The organism is Salmonella sp. SAL00670 (assembly GCF_046552235.1).
In the GTDB taxonomy this organism is placed as follows: Bacteria; Pseudomonadota; Gammaproteobacteria; order Enterobacterales; family Enterobacteriaceae; genus Salmonella; species Salmonella enterica.
This window is the reverse complement of the sequence record NZ_JBGDUO010000002.1, coordinates 700,697-720,657: the sequence shown is the minus strand read 5'-3', so window position 1 is coordinate 720,657 and position 19,961 is coordinate 700,697. Positions and strand designations below refer to the sequence as shown.

Sequence of the window (19,961 nt, the reverse complement as noted above, 5' to 3'; positions counted from 1 at the left end):
CTGCTGAACCTGTGCAGTAAGAACAAAATCAACCCGCTGATTGGCTCCGCCGGCGTGTCGGCAGTGCCGATGGCGGCACGCGTATCGAACAAGGTGGGGCTGGAATCGGACCCGCAGAACTTCCTGCTGATGCACGCGATGGGCCCGAACGTGGCGGGGGTGATTGGCTCGGCCATTGCGGCGGGCGTGATGCTGAAGTACGTGCTGGCGATGTAATCCAATCTAATCGGGAGCAGTGATTCTGCTCCCGCAAAATGAGGACACAGTAATGAGTGAAATGGTTGCGTTTCGGCAAGGTACATCCATGCCATCCAGAGAAACCATCTTGCGTTATGTTGTTGAGACGGTGAATCAGATAACTGAGCTTGAGCCAGCGCTGCATTTACTGCCGTGGTCTGGCGTCAACTCAGCAATATATGAGCAACGTTTTGCACAGTGTTACGACGAGGGGCTTTGTGCCGCACAGACGTCGGCACCGAATGTTCCGCAGGGGATTCTGCCATCAACCGATTGGGCTCAGGGTATCGGGTTACTCTGTTTTGCCGCAGGGTATATGAGCGCAGGCGAGCGGCCATTAACACACAATCAGTTATGCGATTTCGTCAAACAGGCGGCTGTTGGTTTATCGCCGATTGAGGGGGAGGCGGCGAGCGGTTTCTCGACGGTACGTAGTATTGCATTACCCGTATTCAGGCGATTACAACGCGATGGTCACGCGTCTCGGATCCTGCTGTTACAAACGTTGCTGCATCTGGTTGCCTGGAAAAGCGCATCGCAGTATGCGCGTCAACAGGCGCAACGACTGCTCTGGATGGGCGGCATTCTGGGGGAAGGGGGCGAGTCTGGCTTATTGGCACTCGATAAGGCGCTGCGTGAAGAAGCCGTCGGGGAGAAAAGTCTCCCCGCTCTGCTGATCTTCACGAGTTTCCTGGCGCATTTTCCGGCAGGGCCAGTCTTTATTGACTAGCCGTCGAACGACGCAGGCAAAAGCCGCGTCGTTTTAGTTCGACGCCGGGTATTCCTGCACCGTCACCTGGAACGTGAGCTGCTTATCATCCCGCATTACCACGACCGGAATGACGGAGCCCGGGCGGATTTCCGCCACCTGATCCATCGTCTCCAGCGCGGACACAGCGGGTTTATTATTGACCGAAATAATCAAATCATTAACCTGAATACCGGCAAGCGCGGCGGGGCCGTTTGGCGTCACTTCATTAACGACAATGCCCTGAATCGGGTCCATGCCGCTACCCTGCTGCGCGTGCAGCGGCGCGATTTCTCGTCCGCCAATACCGATATAGCCGCGAATCACGCGACCGTCGCGGATAAGCTTATCCATAATTTTCGTGGCTAGCTGGAAGGGAATCGCAAAACCAAGGCCTTCCGGCGTTTCGCCATCGTTACTCTTATCAAAAGAGAGGGTGTTGATCCCCATCAGTTCGCCTAACGAGTTGACCAGCGCGCCGCCGGAATTACCGTGGTTAATCGAGGCGTCGGTCTGGAGAAAATTCTGTCGCCCCGTCGGGTTCAGGCCGATACGACCCGTTGCGCTGATGATTCCCTGGGTGATGGTCTGTCCCAGATTATATGGGTTGCCGATAGCCAGTACGACGTCGCCAATATGCGGTGTACGCTTTGTATTAATCGGGATGGTAGGCAGCCCGCCAGTGGCGTTGATCTTCAGCACCGCCAGGTCGGTAAGCGAATCGGAGCCAACCAGTAGCGCTTCAAAGACGCGGCCATCCTGTAGCGCGACGATAATCTGATCGGCATCGTTAATCACGTGCTTGTTGGTAATAATATAACCGCGTTGATCCATGATCACGCCGGAACCCAGCGTGCGGATCTCCAGTTGATTATGCGCGGTACTGTTCATACTGCGGTTATAGACGTTGACGACGGCAGGCGCGGCGCGGCGAACCGCAAAATTATAACTGGCTGGCGTCTCATCGGTACTGTCGAATTGCGGGACGGCGATAGGATTAATTTTGCGCAAAGAAGGCATCACGGCCAACAGAATAGCGCCGACAATTAAACCTATTGTGACCGAACGTAAGAGCTTCACAAACATGATGGAGGCGTCGTTAAAAAAGGGAACGGCAGCAGCATACCATGAGTTAACCGGACATCACATCGCAGGCTGATGCCCGGTTTAAGACAGGATTAGCGCAGCAATAGATAAATGTTCTCGTTGCCGCGTACTACCTGAAGAGCAATGATGGACGGTTTTGCCGCCATCACTTTGCGCATTTCGGCGATAGAACTGATGCGATCGCGATTAACGCCGATGATAACATCATCTTTTTGCAAACCGGCCTGCGCGGCAGGACTGCTTTTTTCGACGCTATCAACCTTAACGCCTTTCGTCCCGTCTTTCAGCTGGCCGTCGCTCAACGTCGCGCCTTGCAACGCCGGGGCGATCATTTCGGCGCTGGCGGAAGAAGAGGTATTGGAATCCAGCGTGACTTCCACCTCCAGCGGCTTACCATCGCGCAGCAGGCCCAGCTTCACTTTCGTACCCGGTTCGGTGGTGGCGATACGTGAACGCAGTTCGGCAAAGCTATTCAGCGGCTTACCGTTAAGACTGATAATCACGTCTCCGGATTTCACCCCGGCCTTCGCCGAACCTGAATTGGGTAAAACCTCGCTGACAAAAGCGCCACGCTGAACGTTCAGTTTGAATGCCTTAGCGATATCAGCGGTCATTTCAGTGCCTTTAATTCCCAGCAATCCGCGTTTGATTTCGCCGAACTGAATCAACTGCTGCGCCAGCGTCTGCGCCATATTGGAAGGAATAGCAAAGCCAATGCCGATGCTCCCGCCCCCTGGCGCGAGGATCGCGGTATTAATCCCGATCAGCTCGCCGTTCAGGTTAAGCAGCGCGCCGCCGGAGTTGCCGCGGTTAATAGAGGCATCGGTTTGAATAAAGTTCTCAAGCCCTTCCAGATTAAGCCCGCTGCGTCCCAGCGCTGAAATAATCCCGGAGGTGGCGGTTTGCCCAAGGCCAAACGGATTACCGACTGCCACGGCGAAATCGCCGACGCGGAGTTTGTCGGAATCGGCGATGGCAATTTGCGTTAACTTGCTGGGATTCTGAATTTGTAACAGAGCGATATCGCTCTGGTCGTCGCCGCCGATCAGCTTCGCGTCGAATTCGCGTCCGTCATTCAGTTGAATACTGATCTTCTGTGCCTGATTAATCACATGATTATTGGTTAATACATAGCCTTTCGCGGCATCAATAATCACCCCCGAACCGAGTCCTTCAAACGGCTGGGACGGCTGGTCTGGCAGATCCTCGCCAAAGAATTTTTTAAACTCCTCCGGCACTTTTTGGCTCTGGGCGGCGGTTCCCTCGACTTTTACGCTGACGACAGCAGGCAGCACTTTCTCCAGCATAGGGGCAAGGCTTGGCAGCGTCGCCTGGCCTGGCACCTGGCCTGGTATCGATGCAAGGGCTGGAAACGGCGCCGAAAGAGTTAACCCGACACTTAACGCTAATGCACTTAACAGCTGGGTGTGTTTTTTCATGGATGCTGCTCTCGTACCTTGAATGAACGGATAGACAATTCAAAACAGATTGATGTTATTGAATTTTCAGCCTGGTAACAATGATAATAGCTGGGACAGGAAAGATAGAGAGAGGGCGCAAGCGATGCGCCCGATAAATTTCTTAACGGCGTGCGATTAATCGCGCTTTGCGCCGCTACGTAACAGGCCAGACGCGCCTTCAGAATAATCACGTGGCATTTGTACTGGCGCCTGATCGTTGCTCGCCTCAGACTCCGCCAGACGGTTACGGAACGGATTCGACTCCGCAGACATTTCCGGCAGCAGGCTGCTGGAGCTTTTCGCCATATGCTGATACAGCTGGCGGTAATCATGCGCCATGGTATCCAGCAGTTCCGCGCTGCGGGCAAAGTGGCTAACCAGCTCTTCACGGTACTCTTCCAGCTCAGCTTTGTTTTTTTCCAGTTCGTACTGCAATGCCTGCTGTTGACGTAACTTACGATTACCAAAACGCATGGCCACGGCACCAATGATGATACCGACGACTAATCCAATTAGCGCATATTCCCAGGTCATGAACATCTCCCGTTGTCTTATGTTTCCGTAGGGTGTTGGCTCCAGGCTCCATGCCCGCGCCTGATTATGCCACTATAACCGCTAATTCCGTAGAAGTGGAATCCCGACAGCATATCGCGTAGTGTAGAACGGCCTTTTTTTCGTCAGCCGTGAACGACGGCACATCGATTTTCAAGGAATAACAATAACATTATGCAAAGCCTTTCCCCTACATCGCGTTATCTCCAGGCACTCAACGAAGGCACCCATCAGCCTGACGACGTACAGAAAGAGGCGGTCGACCGTCTGGAAACCCTTTATCAGGCGCTCACCGCGAAAAAATCGTCGGCTACGCCACCCGGCGGACTGATAGCGCGACTGGGGAAATTATTAGGCAAAAACGAACCGGACGCGCAAATACCGGTTCGCGGGCTGTATATGTGGGGGGGCGTGGGTCGCGGCAAAACCTGGCTCATGGATCTCTTCTACCACAGCCTGCCGGGTGAGCGAAAATTACGCCTGCATTTTCATCGGTTTATGCTGCGCGTGCATGAAGAACTTACCGCGCTACAGGGACAGATCGATCCGTTAGACATTATTGCCGATCGGTTTAAAACCGAGACGGACGTACTGTGTTTCGATGAGTTTTTCGTCACCGATATTACCGACGCCATGCTGCTGGGCGGTTTAATGAAAGCGCTGTTTGCACGCGGCATTACGCTGGTCGCGACCTCCAATATTCCGCCGGATGAACTCTACCGCAACGGTTTGCAACGCGCCCGCTTCCTGCCGGCTATCGATGCCATTAAACAGCACTGCGACATTATGAATGTGGACGCCGGCGTCGATTACCGGCTGCGGACGCTGACGCAGGCCCATTTATGGCTAACGCCGCTTAATGATGAAACCCGGCGGCAAATGGATAAACTGTGGCTGGCGTTAGCGGGGGCCGCGCGCGAGCACGCTCCGACGCTGGAAATCAATCATCGCTCTTTATCCACCCTGGGCGTTGAAAACCAAACGCTAGCGGTCTCTTTCGCTACGCTGTGCGTCGAGGCCCGCAGCCAGCATGATTACATTGCGCTCTCAAGGTTATTTCACACGGTTCTGCTGTTTGACGTGCCGGTCATGACGCCGCTGATGGAGAACGAAGCGCGCCGCTTTATTGCGCTGGTGGATGAGTTTTACGAGCGCCACGTTAAGCTGGTGGTCAGCGCCGCCGCACCGTTATATGAAATTTATCAGGGGGAACGGCTCAAGTTTGAATTTCAGCGCTGTCTGTCACGCCTGCAAGAGATGCAGAGTGCGGAGTACCTCAAGCGGGAGCATATGCCGTAAGCCGGACAAGCGCAGCGCCCCGGCATTATGCGGTATTATATCTGTGCAACCTCCCCGACCGAGGGTGAACCAGGCCTGAACAAAACCCGCGGCAAATCGCAAAAAGGGGTCGATCTTTGACCTGGACTTCTCTATAATCCTGCGACCCCACGTTACAAGAGAGTTTTTTCCCAAACTTTCTCTGTGCCGGCCAAACATATCCGAGGGGGTAGGTTTACCGGACTTTGTCGTGTGAACCTCAACTATTTAAAACGTTTGGGTGTTCACCAACGTGTAACTTATTTATTTGGGTAAGCTTTTAATGAAAACTTTTACAGCTAAACCAGAAACCGTAAAACGCGACTGGTATGTTGTTGACGCGACCGGTAAAACTCTGGGCCGTCTGGCTACTGAACTGGCTCGTCGCCTGCGCGGTAAGCACAAAGCGGAATACACTCCGCACGTAGATACTGGTGATTACATCATCGTTCTGAACGCTGACAAAGTTGCTGTAACCGGCAACAAGCGTACTGACAAAGTGTACTATCACCACACCGGCCACATCGGTGGTATCAAACAAGCGACCTTTGAAGAGATGATTGCCCGCCGTCCTGAGCGTGTGATTGAAATCGCGGTTAAAGGCATGCTGCCAAAAGGCCCGCTGGGTCGTGCTATGTTCCGTAAACTGAAAGTTTACGCGGGCAACGAGCACAACCACGCGGCACAGCAACCGCAAGTTCTTGACATCTAATCGGGATTATAGGCAATGGCTGAAAATCAATACTACGGCACTGGTCGCCGCAAAAGTTCCGCAGCTCGCGTTTTCATCAAACCGGGCAACGGTAAAATCGTTATCAACCAACGTTCTCTGGAACAGTACTTCGGTCGTGAAACTGCCCGCATGGTAGTTCGTCAGCCGCTGGAACTGGTCGACATGGTTGAGAAACTGGATCTGTACATCACTGTTAAAGGTGGTGGTATCTCTGGTCAGGCTGGTGCGATCCGTCACGGTATCACCCGCGCTCTGATGGAGTACGACGAGTCCCTGCGTGGCGAACTGCGTAAAGCTGGCTTCGTTACTCGTGACGCTCGTCAGGTTGAACGTAAGAAAGTCGGCCTGCGTAAAGCACGTCGTCGTCCGCAGTTCTCCAAACGTTAATGGGGTTCTGCTTCGGCAGACAACTGTTAGCGAAAAAACCCGCTTCGGCGGGTTTTTTTATGGCTAAAGTCCGAATCCAGTCTCTTTTCCTCCCTATCTTTAGCATTATTCTCATCTTATTCATCTTTCATGCACGCTCAGAGAAAAGGAAGTCGCAGTGGGATTTTTTAACGCATTGTTTACTAAGAAAGAGTCGTTAATGCTGTCGAATAAATGGGAATTCTTTATAACAACGGTGGATGACCATGTTACGGGGATACGTGTGGATATCGGCGCCATTCAGGATGAAAAATTTGATCGCCTTATCCATACCGGGTTCTTACGTGTTCATTACACCAACTGTTATGAAAATGGTTTACCGCAGCCCGATGAAACACAGCGTTTAAATCGTATAGAGGACTGGCTTGATGAAAAGGGGAAGACGTTTCCGATCTGGCTGGTGGGTGTGGTTACCCAACAAGGCTGGCGCGATTTTGTGTTCATGTCGGAAGAGGATCTTAACTGGGAAAAGACGCTGGATAAATTGCTCGCTGGTGGCCCGGAAATCTCTTTTAGTTATAGAGAGAGTCACAATGATAAAGGAAACTTTTACCGCCAGTTCTTGTATCCAACCCGATACGACTGGAACTGGATACACGATTCCCGTGTGTGCCGGGGATTACAGGAACAAGGTGATGATCTGACGCTTCCGCGCGCTATTGATTATTATGCGACATTGCCTACAGAGGTCGCAGCGCGCGACCTGGCGCAAGATATTGCTGCATTACCGTATGGCATAACGCTGGTCAGTATTCGAATGAATGACCCGCAACAGGGGTTTATGGCGTCTTTTATCAGCACCGATGCTCCGCAACAATGGCATATGACAGAAATCACTTGCCAGCTTACCGATCTGGCTGAAAAACATGGCGGCAGTTTTGATGGCTGGGGCGCACCGGTAGTACAGGCATAACAGGCGAAAGACAATATCTCAGGTGGGGCGAGCATTTCAGACCAGGAATATCTCTTTTTCCTCATTTCCAGAATCGACTCACCACAAAGGTCACAAAATCTGGTAAACTATCATCCAATTTTCTGCCCAAATAGCGGGGAATGTTCATTTTTTGTCTCGTTTCTGAGCAATGATGGCTTTTTTCGCCCTGGGTGACATAACATCTGGCTGGTCACATTGTGGCTGGTAGCAGTAAAAATTCTGAATATACCTGGAGGTTTTCATGGCTGTCGCTGCCAACAAACGTTCGGTAATGACGCTGTTTTCTGGTCCTACTGACATCTATAGCCATCAGGTCCGCATTGTGTTGGCTGAAAAGGGTGTTAGTTTTGAGATCGAACATGTGGAAAAGGACAATCCACCTCAGGATCTGATTGACCTCAACCCGAATCAAAGCGTTCCGACACTGGTGGATCGTGAGCTGACCCTGTGGGAATCTCGCATCATTATGGAATATCTGGATGAGCGTTTCCCTCATCCGCCGCTGATGCCGGTTTATCCGGTCGCGCGCGGTGAAAGCCGTCTGTACATGCACCGTATTGAAAAAGACTGGTATACGCTGATGAACGTCATCGTAAACGGGTCTGCTTCCGAGGCCGACTCTGCGCGTAAACAACTGCGTGAAGAGCTGCTGGCGATTGCGCCGGTATTTGGTCAGAAACCGTATTTCCTGAGCGACGAATTCAGCCTGGTTGATTGCTACCTGGCGCCTCTCTTGTGGCGTTTACCGCAGTTGGGTATTGAATTCAGCGGCGCAGGGGCGAAAGAGCTGAAAGGCTATATGACCCGCGTCTTTGAACGTGATTCTTTCCTGGCTTCTTTAACCGAAGCTGAACGTGAAATGCGCCTCGGTCGGGGTTAACCTGTATGGATTTGTCACAGTTGACGCCGCGTCGTCCTTATCTGTTGCGTGCTTTCTACGAGTGGTTGCTGGATAACCAGTTGACCCCGCATCTGGTGGTGGATGTGATGCTGCCTGGCGTGCATGTCCCTATGGAATATGCGCGCGATGGGCAAATCGTCCTCAATATTGCGCCGCGAGCGGTAGGTAATCTGGAGCTGTCTAATGATGAAGTGCGTTTTAATGCGCGCTTCGGCGGCGTTCCCCGTCAGGTTTCTGTGCCTTTGGCTGCGGTGCTGGCGATTTACGCCCGTGAAAATGGCGCAGGCACCATGTTTGAGCCTGAAGCCGCCTATGATGAAGACGTTGTCAGCTTAAATGATGATGACAATACCGCAGGCGCGGAAAGCGAGACCGTGATGTCCGTCATTGATGGTGATAAGCCCGACCACGATGACGACAGTAGTCCTGATGACGAGCCGCCTCCGCCGCGTGGCGGACGTCCGGCGCTGCGTGTAGTAAAATAATCAACAGGCCCTGAAGGGCCTGTTTTGTTTGGTCTCCTCTCGGGTTCACCCTGCTTTTAAAGCTGTGTTACGATAAGCTTGCTATTATTTGCCACCGACCACTCATGAATGGACGTTATGAACGCTTTTGATTCGCAAGCAGAAGATTCTCCGACATCCCTCGGGCGTAGTTTGCGCCGCCGCCCGCTGGCGCGTAAAAAACTGTCTGAAATGGTTGAGGAAGAGCTGGAGCAGATGATCCGCCGTCATGAGTTTGGCGAGGGAGAACAGCTACCGTCTGAACGTGAATTAATGGCCTTCTTCAATGTGGGACGTCCCTCCGTGCGTGAAGCGTTAGCTGCGCTGAAGCGTAAAGGTCTGGTGCAAATCAATAACGGCGAACGCGCCCGCGTCTCGCGCCCCTCTGCTGATACCATCATCAGTGAACTGTCGGGTATGGCGAAAGATTTTCTTACTCATCCTGGCGGCATCGCTCACTTTGAACAGCTACGGCTTTTCTTTGAATCCAGCCTGGTACGCTATGCGGCGGAACATGCCACCGACGAGCAGATCGCGTTGTTAGCGAAAGCGCTGGAAATTAATAGCCAGTCGCTGGATGACAACGCGCTGTTTATTCGTTCGGATGTCGAGTTTCACCGGGTGCTGGCTGAAATTCCCGGCAATCCGATCTTTATGGCTATTCATGTTGCTCTGCTGGACTGGCTAATCGCCGCTCGCCCAAGCGTTCCCGATCGTGAGCTGCATGAACATAATAACGTGAGTTATCAACAGCATATTGTGATTGTTGATGCCATTCGCCAGCGAGATCCCGATAAAGCGGATCGCGCTCTGCAAACCCACCTCAATAGCGTTTCCGCTACCTGGCACGCACTCGGTAAAAAAAGTCAAAAAATGCGGTAGCGATCGCACCTCCGATCCCGGTTTAGTGAAGCAGATCGCACTATAAGCGTTCTGTATTATTTGCTGCTTATTTGATCTGGTATAACAGGTATAAAGGTAGGTAGTTAATATATTCATCATCCGTAGAGGTAGGTATGGCAAAAGCATTGCAAGGCGTAATGGCGGCGTTGTTGACCCCATTTGATCATCAGCAGCAACTGGATAGCGAAAGCCTGCGCCGTCTGGTGCGTTTTAACATCGGGCAGGGTATCGACGGGCTGTACGTTGGCGGTTCCACCGGGGAAGCATTTGTACAGAGCCTTGCTGAAAGAGAGCAGGTACTGGAGATTGTCGCCGAAGAGGCGAAGGGAAAAATCACGTTGATCGCCCATGTCGGGACAGTAAGCACCGCAGAAAGCCAGCAGCTTGCCAGCGCCGCAAAGCGTTACGGTTTTGATGCGGTCTCTGCGGTGACGCCTTTTTATTACCCTTTCAGTTTTGAAGAGCACTGTGACCATTATCGGGCAATCATTGATTCCGCAGATGGATTGCCGATGGTGGTATACAACATTCCGGCGTTAAGCGGCGTAAAACTTACCCTCGATCAGATCAATACGCTGGTGACATTACCGGGCGTGAGCGCGCTGAAGCAAACCTCCGGCGATCTCTTCCAGATGGAGCAGATCCGCCGCGCGCATCCGGATCTGGTGCTGTACAACGGTTATGACGAAATCTTCGCTTCCGGTCTGCTGGCGGGCGCGGACGGCGGTATCGGCAGCACATACAACATTATGGGCTGGCGTTATCAGGGGATTGTTCAGGCATTGCGTGAGGGCGATGTGGCGAAAGCGCAGCGTCTGCAAACCGAGTGCAATAAGGTTATTGATTTACTGATTAAAACCGGCGTATTCCGCGGCCTGAAAACGGTCCTGCATTATATGGACGTGCTATCGGTGCCGCTGTGTCGTAAACCGTTTGCGCCTGTTGATGAAAAATACCTGCCGGCGCTCAAGGCGCTGGCTCAACAACTGATGGAAGAAAAGGCGTAACAGCATAATGCCGGGGGCGCTACGCTTGCCCGGCCTACAACAGTGTGAACAGTAGGCCGGATAAGGCGGAGCCGCCATTCGGCATAACGACAACAAAAATCGTCGGGAGAGTAAAATGAGTACTTCTACCCAAAACATCCCGTGGTATCGCCATCTCAACCGGGCGCAGTGGCGGGCATTTTCCGCTGCCTGGCTGGGATATCTGCTTGATGGTTTTGATTTTGTGTTGATTGCTCTTGTACTGACTGAGGTACAAAGCGAATTTGGGCTGACGACGGTACAGGCGGCAAGCCTGATTTCTGCGGCTTTTATCTCTCGCTGGTTCGGCGGGTTATTACTGGGCGCGATGGGCGATCGCTATGGGCGTCGTCTGGCGATGGTCAGCAGCATCATTCTGTTTTCGGTGGGAACCCTGGCATGCGGGTTTGCGCCCGGTTACACCACCATGTTCATCGCCCGACTGGTGATTGGTATGGGCATGGCGGGCGAATATGGTTCCAGCGCGACCTATGTGATTGAAAGCTGGCCAAAACATTTACGCAATAAAGCCAGCGGTTTTCTGATTTCCGGCTTCTCCGTCGGCGCGGTCGTTGCCGCGCAGGTGTACAGCCTGGTGGTGCCTGTCTGGGGCTGGCGCGCGCTGTTTTTCATTGGCATTTTGCCAATTATCTTCGCTCTCTGGCTGCGGAAAAACATTCCGGAAGCGGAAGACTGGAAAGAGAAACACGCGGGTAAAGCGCCGGTACGCACGATGGTCGACATTCTTTATCGGGGCGAGCATCGCATCATCAACATTTTAATGACTTTCGCCGCCGCCGCTGCGCTGTGGTTCTGTTTTGCCGGTAACCTACAAAATGCTGCGATTGTGGCGGGGCTGGGACTACTGTGCGCGGTTATCTTTATCAGCTTTATGGTGCAGAGCAGCGGTAAACGCTGGCCCACTGGCGTCATGCTGATGCTGGTGGTACTGTTTGCTTTCCTCTATTCCTGGCCGATTCAGGCGCTGTTACCCACTTATCTGAAAACCGAGCTGGCCTACGATCCGCATACGGTGGCGAATGTCCTGTTCTTTAGCGGATTTGGCGCGGCGGTTGGTTGCTGCGTAGGCGGTTTTCTTGGCGACTGGCTGGGAACGCGTAAAGCATATGTCTGTAGCCTGCTGGCCTCGCAAATCCTCATTATTCCGGTCTTTGCGATTGGCGGCACAAACGTCTGGGTTCTGGGTCTGCTACTGTTTTTCCAACAGATGTTGGGGCAGGGGATTGCCGGGATTCTACCGAAACTGATCGGCGGTTACTTCGATACCGATCAGCGCGCGGCGGGGCTGGGCTTTACTTATAACGTCGGCGCGCTCGGCGGCGCGCTGGCACCGATCCTGGGAGCGCTGATCGCTCAACGTCTGGATCTGGGCACTGCGCTGGCATCGCTCTCTTTCAGCCTGACGTTTGTCGTGATCCTGCTTATTGGGCTTGATATGCCGTCTCGCGTACAGCGTTGGCTACGTCCGGAAGCGTTACGTACCCACGATGCTATCGACGACAAACCGTTCAGCGGAGCCGTACCGCTTGGCAGTGGTAAAGGTGCCTTTGTAAAAACGAAAAGTTAATCCGCTTGCCCGGTTTTAAACCGGGCAATATTTGTAAGGGAGTAGTATGTCGTTACTTGAACAACTGGATAAAAATATTGCCGCTTCTGGCGGCCTGATTGTCTCCTGCCAGCCCGTTCCGGGCAGTCCGCTGGATAAGCCGGAGATTGTAGCGGCAATGGCGTTGGCGGCGGAACAGGCGGGCGCGGTTGCGGTGCGTATTGAAGGCATAGACAACCTGCGTATGACCCGCTCGCTCGTTTCGGTACCCATTATCGGCATTATCAAACGCGATCTGGATGAGTCTCCAGTGCGCATTACCCCTTTTCTCGACGATGTAGATGCGCTGGCACAGGCCGGAGCAGCTATTATCGCCGTTGATGGAACCGCTCGGCAACGGCCGGTAGCCGTTGAGGCGTTGTTGGCGCGCATTCATCACCACCATCTACTGGCGATGGCCGACTGCTCATCCGTGGACGATGGTCTCGCCTGTCAACGGTTGGGCGCGGACATTATCGGCACGACAATGTCCGGCTACACCACCCCCGATACGCCGGAGGAACCCGATCTGCCCTTAGTCAAAGCGTTGCATGACGCCGGATGCCGGGTAATAGCCGAAGGGCGCTATAACTCGCCAGCACTGGCAGCGGAGGCGATCCGCTATGGCGCATGGGCGGTGACGGTGGGGTCCGCCATTACCCGTCTGGAACATATCTGTGGATGGTATAACGACGCATTAAAAAAGGCGGCGTCATGACTACGTTAGCAATTGATATTGGCGGGACTAAACTTGCCGCCGCGCTCATCGACAAAAACTTGCGCATTAGCCAGCGTCGCGAGCTACCGACCCCCGCGAGCAAAACGCCGGATGCGTTACGTGAAGCATTAAAGGCGCTGGTTGAACCACTACGGGCAGAGGCGCGTCAGGTAGCGATAGCTTCTACCGGGATCATTCAGGAAGGGATGCTGCTGGCGCTAAACCCCCATAATCTGGGCGGCTTGCTACACTTTCCGTTAGTACAAACACTGGAAACGATCGCTGGCCTGCCGACGCTGGCGGTGAACGACGCGCAGGCGGCGGCCTGGGCGGAGTATCACGCGCTCCCTGATGATATCCGCGATATGGTATTTATCACCGTTTCAACCGGCGTTGGCGGCGGCGTTGTCTGCGACGGCAAGCTCCTTACCGGAAAAGGCGGTCTGGCCGGGCACCTGGGACACACCCTGGCGGACCCACACGGGCCCGTATGCGGCTGTGGACGCGTTGGCTGCGTAGAGGCCATCGCCTCTGGACGAGGGATGGCCGCGGCGGCGCGGGACGATCTGGCGGGATGCGACGCCAAAACCCTATTTATTCGCGCTGGCGAAGGTCATCAGCAGGCGCGACATCTGGTAAGCCAATCCGCGCAGGTAATAGCGCGAATGATCGCCGATGTGAAAGCGACTACCGACTGCCAGTGTGTGGTCATTGGCGGCAGCGTAGGGTTAGCTGAGGGATACCTGGAGCAGGTTCGCGCGTTTTTGATGCAAGAGCCTGCGCCTTATCACGTGGCGCTGAGCGCCGCTCGCTATCGGCATGACGCAGGATTATTAGGCGCTGCGTTGTTAGCTCAAGGAGACACATTATGATGATGGGGGAAGTACAGTCGTTGCCTTCTTGCGGGTTGCATCCGCGATTGTTGGATGCCTTGACTCTCGCGCTGGCGGCAAGGCCGCAGGAGAAAGCGCCGGGGCGCTATGAATTGCAGGGCGACAATGTCTTTATGAATGTAATGCAGTTAACGACGCAAATGCCGGCCGAGAAGAAAGCGGAATTGCATGAACAATACATTGATATTCAGCTACTACTAACCGGCGTCGAGCGTATTGCGTTTGGGATGTCCGGTGCCGCTCGCCAGTGCGAGGAGATGCACGTTGAAGAGGATTACCAGCTTTGTAGTCAAATTGTCGACGAGCAGACTATTACGCTGCAAGCGGGGATGTTTGCTGTGTTTATGCCGGGAGAACCGCATAAACCGGGATGTGCAGTGGGTGAGCCAGATGACATCAAAAAAGTGGTAGTGAAAGTACGCGCCAGTCTGCTGGCGGCCTGAATCTCTTGCCGGAGCAGTCTTCCGAACGCAGCCCCTTACGGGGCTGCGTGGTGAATGTGCCGGAGAGCGCGGGTATGACGGGTTAACGCTTAAACGTCACGGCTTCCGGCTGGGTCAGGTGCAGCGTCGTCTGGCTCGGCACCGTCTCGGCAATAACCCGCCCGTGGCGAATCGAGTAACGGGCAGGCGTCTGGCGACGTACCGCATCGAATCCATTCTCAGCGGGTAAGATAACCAGATTCGCGGCATTGCCGACGCTCAGACCGTAGTCCTGTAAATGCAGGGTTTTTGCGCTGTGGGTAGTGATCAGATTTAACCCGTCGTTGATTTGCCCATACCCCATCAACTGGCAAACGTGTAACCCCATATACAACACCTGCAGCATATTTGCTGTGCCTAATGGATACCACGGGTCGAAGACGTCATCATGGCCAAAGCAGACGTTGATCCCCGCTTCCAGCATCTCTTTCACTCGCGTGACGCCACGACGTTTCGGGTAAGTGTCAAACCGCCCTTGCAGATGAATATTCACCAGCGGGTTGGCGACGAAGTTAATCCCCGACATTTTCAACAGGCGGAACAGGCGTGACGCATACGCGCCGTTGTACGAGTGCATAGCCGTGGTGTGGCTGGCGGTCACGCGCGCCCCCATGCCATCACGATGCGCCAGCGCCGCGACCGTTTCGACAAAGCGAGACTGCTCGTCATCAATTTCGTCGCAGTGCACATCGATCAAGCGATCGTATTTCTGCGCCAGTGCAAAGATTTTGTGCAGCGATTCAACGCCATATTCCCGCGTGAACTCAAAGTGCGGAATGGCGCCAATAACGTCAGCGCCCAAACGCACGGCTTCCTCTAACAGCGCTTCACCGTTGGGATAAGACAGAATACCTTCTTGCGGAAAGGCGACGATTTGTAGGTCTACCCACGGCGCAACCTCTTGCTTCACTTCCAGCATGGCTTTCAGCGCGGTGAGCGTAGGATCTGAAACGTCAACGTGAGTACGAACGTACTGGATGCCGTTAGCCATCTGCCATTTCAGGGTCTGCATCGCGCGCGCTTTCACATCTTCATGCGTGAGCATTGCTTTACGTTCTGCCCAGCGCTCAATCCCTTCAAACAGTGTGCCGGACTGGTTCCAGCTCGGTTCACCCGCCGTTTGCGTGGTATCCAGGTGGATATGTGGCTCAACAAACGGTGGAATAGCCAGACCGCCTTCGGCATCAAGCACTTCGCCCTGCGGTAACGATGCGGCTTCCTGAGGCTCAATCCGGCTAAAGCGCCCGTTTTCAATCGTAATCTGCCATAATCCTTCGTGTCCCTGCAGACGCGTCTGACGAATAGTGATGTTATTGTTCTGCATGGCTGACCTCTGGTGATTTAGCAAGGCTGCGGTTGAAAAGTGGATTCAGCAGGATATAGCTGAAGACGCCGCCGAGTACGGCGTTGACGGGCACAATACCAGGAACATAATGTCCGGCGGCGATGCCCAGCGCGACGGAAAGAATAGCAATCCAGTTAACGGGAATAAAGCGCACGGTGTTGAAGTCGGCATAGCGGCGACGGTTCAACAGATAGTCGGCAATAATCACTCCGCCAATCGGTGGGATGGCAGATGACAGGAACGTCAGCCAGCCGACAAAATTATTGTAAAGCCACAGCGCGCACACGGTACCGATAATCCCGTTCACCACCGACAGCGTACGGCTGGAAAGACCGGTAATATTGGCGAAGCCCAGACCCGATGCGTACAGCGCGTTATCGTTGGTGGTCCAGATATTCAGGCCAAGCACCACAATCGCGGGCAGCAGCAGCCCCTGCGCTATCATCACGTCAGAGATATCCGCCTGACCGACGGCGGCAGCGCCTGCCGCGCCAAAGATAAACATCAGCGAGTTGCCGAGGAAAAAAGCGACCATCGCAATCAGTACGGCGCTTTTGGCATGACGCCCGAAGCGGACGAAGTCGGCGGTCAATGTACCGGCGCTGACAAACGAGCCCACCACCAGCGCCAGCGCGCTGGAAAAATCCAGCGGCGTCTGCGGCACTATCGTTTTTAAATGCTCCAGCCCACCCACGCCGCTGACCGCCAGCCAGACGGAGTAGCTGCCCAGAATAACGATCGCGGGTACGGCAACGATAGACAAAATGGTCAGCGCCGAGATGCCGAAAAAAATGGTCAGGGTCATCAGTAGACCCGAAACGGCAATCAGGATATTGGCATCAATGCCCGTCGCTTTACTGACCGGAATAGCGAACATCGCTACGCCAACGCCAAACCAGCCCACTTGAGTACCGCCTAGCAGTAGCGAGGGAAGCCATGAGCCTTTAACGCCAAAGGAGTAACGTGCAAGGAGGTGAGTGGAGAGTCCGGTTTTTGCGCCGATGTAACCAAGAAATGCAGTGTAGATACCGAGGAGGAGATTACCGAAGAGAACTGCGAGGAAGAAATCATTATAAGAAAGACCGGTGCCGAGTGTCCCTCCGGTCCACATACTGGCGGAAAAAAACGTTAAACCCAACATGACAAACGTCAGTGGAATCACGCCCTTCCGCGCCGCCAGAGGGACGGGGCCCTGGCTATAATTGTTGTCCTGCGACACAACGCCTCCATGAATTTTGCCCAAAAAATCCGCCGCATAATATACAGTTCTCAGAATAAAGCAAACGTTTTCGTGTGATATTTTTTTGATAATTATTCATGGAATTAATGATTCGTTAGTTTTTCTCCGTTGTCAGTGAACCACCGCGTGTGAGTTGAGTTTCCAGCATGGTTTGCGAACGAATAAGTTCGTCTGTGAGTAATTTTTCGTCGGGCAACTGCACTTTGTACTCGCTCGCCATGATGGTGTTTGGCAGGCCAGTCAGCGCGTAATGCGCTTCCCCCGCGCCTTTCCCTGCGCACAAAACCAGGCCGACTGGCGGGTTTTCTCCGGGCATTGTCCAGTGCTCTTTGGCATAGTTCAGGTACATATTCATCTGCCCGGCATCCGCATAACCGAATTTGCCTACCTTCAGGTCAACGAGCAACAGGCAGCGCAAGCGACGATGGAAGAACAGCAGATCGACGCGGAACCAGCTATCGTCTATGCGTAGTCGGCGTTGGCGGCCAACAAAAGCAAAATCGTCACCGAGCTCCAGCATAAAGTCCATCAGGTGGCTGAGCAGCGCGTCTTCGAGATCTGATTCGGAATACTCGTCCTTCAGGTTAAGAAATTCCAGAATGAACGGGTCGCGTATGGCTTGCTCCGGCAAAACGTTTGGCTCGGCGGGTGCAGGCTGCTGCAACATGGCGGATTTGTCGTGGGACAGTAGCGTTCGTTCGTAAAATTGAGTGGCGATTTGCCTGTCGAGCTGCCTAACTGACTAGCCGTTACGTAGCGTCTCTTTCTCGTAAAAAGTGCGGGCATCGGGATTTTTTACCGACAAGAGGCGGACATACGCCGACCAGGGGAGTGGGAATGTTTTGGCGAGCGGTATGAGATTTGAAGATTCCGCAGACAGTGTCTGCGGAATTTCAATATGTTGAAAACAAAGATAAAATGTACGAATTTGCCATAGGTTTCTGGTGGAAAAACCGCGCTTATAGCGCTGACTTAAATCTACCGATAATCGTTCGATAAGCTGGGTGCCATAGGCCGCTCGCGCTTCTCCTCCCTGTTCAAATTCGACAATGCGTCGGCCAATTTCCCAGTAGGTGGCAGTCATAATGGCATTGATGCTGCGCACGGTCTCGGTACGTGCCGTATCGACCAGACGAATAATACCGTCATGAATTTGCTGATATTCATCAGACTGTGGCGCTAAAGTTGGATTCGTCATGTCATCCCTTACGTGATAGTTTCATTGTGAAATTAGAACGCTATCAATACGCTTCAGGCGTAAACGAATCAATCCATGAACGGATTTTACATGGCATTACATCTCGATTTACGAGCGGGTTTCCAGAATCGGCAGGAGAGATATTGAGGAGAGGAATATCGGCTCCCCAGCCATCAGCCAAGGCAGTAAGCGGGGAGCCGGAAGGGTTACACTTCGAGGTAGTTCATAATCCCGTCAGCCGCCTTACGGCCTTCGGCAATCGCCGTCACCACCAGATCGGAACCGCGCACGATGTCGCCACCGGCGAAGATTTTCGGGTTGCTGGTCTGGAAAGCATTATCGCAGCGTTCCGGCGCGATAATTCGTCCCTGCGAGTCCAGTTCCACGCTGTGTTTCGCCAGCCATTCCATGCTGTGTGGACGAAAACCAAACGCCATCACCACCGCATCAGCCGGAACCACATGCTCGGAACCGGCGACGATCTCCGCCCGCCGACGGCCTTTGGCATCCGGTTCGCCCATTTCAGTGCGCACCATTTTTACGCCGCTCACTTTGCCGTTGGCATTGACTTCAATGCCCAGCGGTTGAACGTTAAACTGAAATTCGACACCTTCCTCGCGCGCGTTCTTCACTTCGCGTCTGGAACCCGGCATGTTCTCTTCATCACGACGATAAGCACAGGTTACGTGCGTTGCGCCCTGGCGTATGGAAGTGCGTACGCAGTCCATTGCGGTATCGCCGCCGCCCAGCACCACCACGCGTTTGCCTTCCATGCTGACATATGGTTCGTCGCTGGTTTCGCCAAACCCCATGATCTGCTTCGTATTGGCGATCAGGAACGGCAGAGCGTCGAAAACCCCGTCCGCATCTTCATTTTCCAGCCCGCCGCGCATCGAATGATAGGTGCCGACGCCAAGGAATACCGCATCGTAATCTTTCAGCAGATCTTCAAGCTGTACATCACGACCCACTTCGGTATTAAGTTTGAACTCAATACCCATGCCGGTGAAGATCTCACGGCGGCGGGTCATGACTTCTTTCTCCAGCTTGAAGGCCGGGATACCGAAGGTCAGCAGACCACCGATTTCCGGATGGCGATCAAAGACCACCGCCTTCACGCCGTTGCGGGTCAGCACGTCGGCGCACGCCAGCCCTGCCGGACCTGCGCCGATTATCGCTACCCGTTTGTCCGTCTGGCGTACGCCGGTCATATCCGGGCGCCAGCCCATCTCAAACGCTTTATCGTTGATATAGCGCTCAATGTTACCGATGGTCACTGCGCCGAACTCATCGTGCAGCGTACAGGAGCCTTCGCACAGGCGGTCCTGCGGGCAGACGCGGCCACACACTTCCGGCAGGGTGTTGGTCTGGTGCGATAGCTCAGCCGCCTCAAAAATACGCCCTTCGTTAGCCAGTTTCAGCCAGTTCGGGATGTAGTTATGTACCGGACATTTCCACTCGCAGTAGGGGTTACCGCAGGACAAACAGCGATCCGCCTGGGCTTTCGCCTGACCTTCAGAAAACGGTTCGTAGATTTCAACAAACTCGATCTTACGGATCTTCAGCGGTTTCTTCGGCGGATCAACGCGCTGCAGGTCGATAAATTGATAAACATTCTGGCTCATTTCAATTC

20 protein-coding genes and 1 pseudogene are annotated in these 19,961 nt (G+C 53.7%); 14 read left to right on the top strand and 7 right to left on the bottom strand.

Going from position 1 to position 19,961, the window contains the following annotated elements:
• Both ACLJRS_RS10985 and ACLJRS_RS10980 read left to right on the top strand, forming a co-directional pair.
• Positions 1-216 (top strand): sodium ion-translocating decarboxylase subunit beta (locus tag ACLJRS_RS10985; protein WP_020979010.1); only part of this gene is annotated, 216 nt, incomplete at its 5' end.
• 19 nt (positions 217-235) lie between these two features.
• Positions 236-967 carry a triphosphoribosyl-dephospho-CoA synthase gene (locus tag ACLJRS_RS10980; RefSeq protein ID WP_000602035.1) on the top strand — a complete coding sequence of 244 codons (732 nt, stop codon included), beginning with the start codon at positions 236-238 and terminating at the stop codon, positions 965-967.
• A 33-nt stretch (positions 968-1,000) separates the two neighbouring features.
• On the opposite strand, the gene degS is transcribed toward ACLJRS_RS10980, so the two are convergent.
• From degS to zapG, 3 genes are all read right to left on the bottom strand, one after another.
• A complete protein-coding gene (gene degS, locus ACLJRS_RS10975) occupies positions 1,001-2,071 on the bottom strand; it encodes an outer membrane-stress sensor serine endopeptidase DegS (RefSeq protein ID WP_000497732.1) in 1,071 nt (356 codons plus the stop codon).
• 92 nt (positions 2,072-2,163) lie between these two features.
• A complete protein-coding gene (gene degQ, locus ACLJRS_RS10970) occupies positions 2,164-3,531 on the bottom strand; it encodes a serine endoprotease DegQ (RefSeq protein ID WP_000716690.1) in 1,368 nt (455 codons plus the stop codon).
• Positions 3,532-3,687: 156 nt separating this feature from the next.
• Positions 3,688-4,086, bottom strand: a complete 399-nt coding sequence (gene zapG, locus ACLJRS_RS10965) for a Z-ring associated protein ZapG (protein WP_001519074.1) — start codon at positions 4,084-4,086, stop codon at positions 3,688-3,690.
• A 192-nt stretch (positions 4,087-4,278) separates the two neighbouring features.
• Here zapG and zapE point away from each other — a divergent pair, with 192 nt between their 5' ends.
• The 12 genes from zapE to nanQ all read left to right on the top strand — a co-directional run bounded on the left by zapE (position 4,279) and on the right by nanQ (position 14,506).
• The gene (zapE, locus tag ACLJRS_RS10960) at positions 4,279-5,403 is read left to right on the top strand and encodes a cell division protein ZapE (RefSeq protein ID WP_001191222.1); all 1,125 of its coding nucleotides are present in this window, start codon (positions 4,279-4,281) and stop codon (positions 5,401-5,403) included.
• A 301-nt stretch (positions 5,404-5,704) separates the two neighbouring features.
• Positions 5,705-6,133: a 50S ribosomal protein L13 gene (rplM, locus tag ACLJRS_RS10955; RefSeq protein ID WP_000847559.1), complete on the top strand. Its 429-nt coding sequence runs from the start codon at positions 5,705-5,707 to the stop codon at positions 6,131-6,133.
• Between the two features lie 15 nt (positions 6,134-6,148).
• Entirely contained in the window at positions 6,149-6,541 is a 393-nt protein-coding gene (rpsI, locus tag ACLJRS_RS10950) for a 30S ribosomal protein S9 (protein ID WP_000829815.1), read from the top strand.
• A 199-nt stretch (positions 6,542-6,740) separates the two neighbouring features.
• A complete protein-coding gene (locus ACLJRS_RS10945; protein ID WP_000950539.1) occupies positions 6,741-7,493 on the top strand; it encodes a DUF695 domain-containing protein in 753 nt (250 codons plus the stop codon).
• Positions 7,494-7,755: 262 nt separating this feature from the next.
• Positions 7,756-8,394: a stringent starvation protein SspA gene (gene sspA, locus ACLJRS_RS10940; protein WP_000257298.1), complete on the top strand. Its 639-nt coding sequence runs from the start codon at positions 7,756-7,758 to the stop codon at positions 8,392-8,394.
• A 5-nt stretch (positions 8,395-8,399) separates the two neighbouring features.
• Positions 8,400-8,900, top strand: coding sequence for a ClpXP protease specificity-enhancing factor (gene sspB / locus ACLJRS_RS10935; protein WP_000366112.1), 501 nt, complete (start codon positions 8,400-8,402; stop codon positions 8,898-8,900).
• Positions 8,901-9,008: 108 nt separating this feature from the next.
• Positions 9,009-9,800 (top strand): transcriptional regulator NanR, encoded by a 792-nt coding sequence (nanR, locus tag ACLJRS_RS10930; RefSeq protein WP_000382922.1) that lies wholly within the window; start codon positions 9,009-9,011, stop codon positions 9,798-9,800.
• A gap of 134 nt (positions 9,801-9,934) precedes the next feature.
• A complete protein-coding gene (nanA, locus tag ACLJRS_RS10925; protein WP_001029665.1) occupies positions 9,935-10,828 on the top strand; it encodes an N-acetylneuraminate lyase in 894 nt (297 codons plus the stop codon).
• A 115-nt stretch (positions 10,829-10,943) separates the two neighbouring features.
• Positions 10,944-12,434: a sialic acid transporter NanT gene (gene nanT, locus ACLJRS_RS10920; RefSeq protein ID WP_000108071.1), complete on the top strand. Its 1,491-nt coding sequence runs from the start codon at positions 10,944-10,946 to the stop codon at positions 12,432-12,434.
• A gap of 46 nt (positions 12,435-12,480) precedes the next feature.
• Positions 12,481-13,170, top strand: a complete 690-nt coding sequence (locus ACLJRS_RS10915; RefSeq protein WP_000054441.1) for an N-acetylmannosamine-6-phosphate 2-epimerase — start codon at positions 12,481-12,483, stop codon at positions 13,168-13,170.
• Positions 13,167-14,042 carry an N-acetylmannosamine kinase gene (nanK, locus tag ACLJRS_RS10910; protein WP_000208970.1) on the top strand — a complete coding sequence of 292 codons (876 nt, stop codon included), beginning with the start codon at positions 13,167-13,169 and terminating at the stop codon, positions 14,040-14,042. Before ACLJRS_RS10915 ends, nanK begins: the two co-directional genes overlap by 4 nt.
• Positions 14,039-14,506, top strand: a complete 468-nt coding sequence (gene nanQ, locus ACLJRS_RS10905; protein WP_000979905.1) for an N-acetylneuraminate anomerase — start codon at positions 14,039-14,041, stop codon at positions 14,504-14,506. The genes nanK and nanQ overlap by 4 nt, the downstream gene beginning before the upstream one ends.
• Before the next feature lie 82 nt (positions 14,507-14,588).
• Here the strand turns inward: nanQ and ACLJRS_RS10900 are convergent, their stop codons facing one another.
• The 4 genes and pseudogenes from ACLJRS_RS10900 to gltD all read right to left on the bottom strand — a co-directional run bounded on the left by ACLJRS_RS10900 (position 14,589) and on the right by gltD (position 19,953).
• Entirely contained in the window at positions 14,589-15,869 is a 1,281-nt protein-coding gene (locus ACLJRS_RS10900) for a cytosine deaminase (protein ID WP_001180681.1), read from the bottom strand.
• Entirely contained in the window at positions 15,856-17,109 is a 1,254-nt protein-coding gene (gene codB, locus ACLJRS_RS10895) for a cytosine permease (RefSeq protein WP_000076266.1), read from the bottom strand. The genes ACLJRS_RS10900 and codB overlap by 14 nt, the downstream gene beginning before the upstream one ends.
• A 115-nt stretch (positions 17,110-17,224) precedes the next feature.
• A pseudogene (locus ACLJRS_RS10890) lies at positions 17,225-18,328 on the bottom strand (PDDEXK nuclease domain-containing protein).
• Positions 18,329-18,534: 206 nt separating this feature from the next.
• Positions 18,535-19,953: a glutamate synthase subunit GltD gene (gene gltD, locus ACLJRS_RS10885; RefSeq protein WP_000081634.1), complete on the bottom strand. Its 1,419-nt coding sequence runs from the start codon at positions 19,951-19,953 to the stop codon at positions 18,535-18,537.
• Between the last annotated feature and the right edge of the window lie 8 nt (positions 19,954-19,961).

Bases quoted from the DNA above. Each gene is read 5' to 3' on its own strand.
- ACLJRS_RS10945 (WP_000950539.1), top strand. From the start codon at position 6,741: ATGCTGTCGAATAAATGGGAATTCTTTATAACAACGGTGGATGACCAT.
- ACLJRS_RS10915 (WP_000054441.1), top strand. From the start codon at position 12,481: ATGTCGTTACTTGAACAACTGGATAAAAATATTGCCGCTTCTGGCGGC.
- nanT (WP_000108071.1), top strand. From the start codon at position 10,944: ATGAGTACTTCTACCCAAAACATCCCGTGGTATCGCCATCTCAACCGG.
- sspA (WP_000257298.1), top strand. From the start codon at position 7,756: ATGGCTGTCGCTGCCAACAAACGTTCGGTAATGACGCTGTTTTCTGGT.
- gltD (WP_000081634.1), bottom strand. From the start codon at position 19,953: ATGAGCCAGAATGTTTATCAATTTATCGACCTGCAGCGCGTTGATCCG.
- nanR (WP_000382922.1), top strand. From the start codon at position 9,009: ATGGACGTTATGAACGCTTTTGATTCGCAAGCAGAAGATTCTCCGACA.
- zapG (WP_001519074.1), bottom strand. From the start codon at position 4,086: ATGACCTGGGAATATGCGCTAATTGGATTAGTCGTCGGTATCATCATT.
- degS (WP_000497732.1), bottom strand. From the start codon at position 2,071: ATGTTTGTGAAGCTCTTACGTTCGGTCACAATAGGTTTAATTGTCGGC.
- rpsI (WP_000829815.1), top strand. From the start codon at position 6,149: ATGGCTGAAAATCAATACTACGGCACTGGTCGCCGCAAAAGTTCCGCA.
- nanA (WP_001029665.1), top strand. From the start codon at position 9,935: ATGGCAAAAGCATTGCAAGGCGTAATGGCGGCGTTGTTGACCCCATTT.
- zapE (WP_001191222.1), top strand. From the start codon at position 4,279: ATGCAAAGCCTTTCCCCTACATCGCGTTATCTCCAGGCACTCAACGAA.
- rplM (WP_000847559.1), top strand. From the start codon at position 5,705: ATGAAAACTTTTACAGCTAAACCAGAAACCGTAAAACGCGACTGGTAT.
- nanQ (WP_000979905.1), top strand. From the start codon at position 14,039: ATGATGATGGGGGAAGTACAGTCGTTGCCTTCTTGCGGGTTGCATCCG.
- degQ (WP_000716690.1), bottom strand. From the start codon at position 3,531: ATGAAAAAACACACCCAGCTGTTAAGTGCATTAGCGTTAAGTGTCGGG.
- sspB (WP_000366112.1), top strand. From the start codon at position 8,400: ATGGATTTGTCACAGTTGACGCCGCGTCGTCCTTATCTGTTGCGTGCT.
- ACLJRS_RS10900 (WP_001180681.1), bottom strand. From the start codon at position 15,869: ATGCAGAACAATAACATCACTATTCGTCAGACGCGTCTGCAGGGACAC.
- nanK (WP_000208970.1), top strand. From the start codon at position 13,167: ATGACTACGTTAGCAATTGATATTGGCGGGACTAAACTTGCCGCCGCG.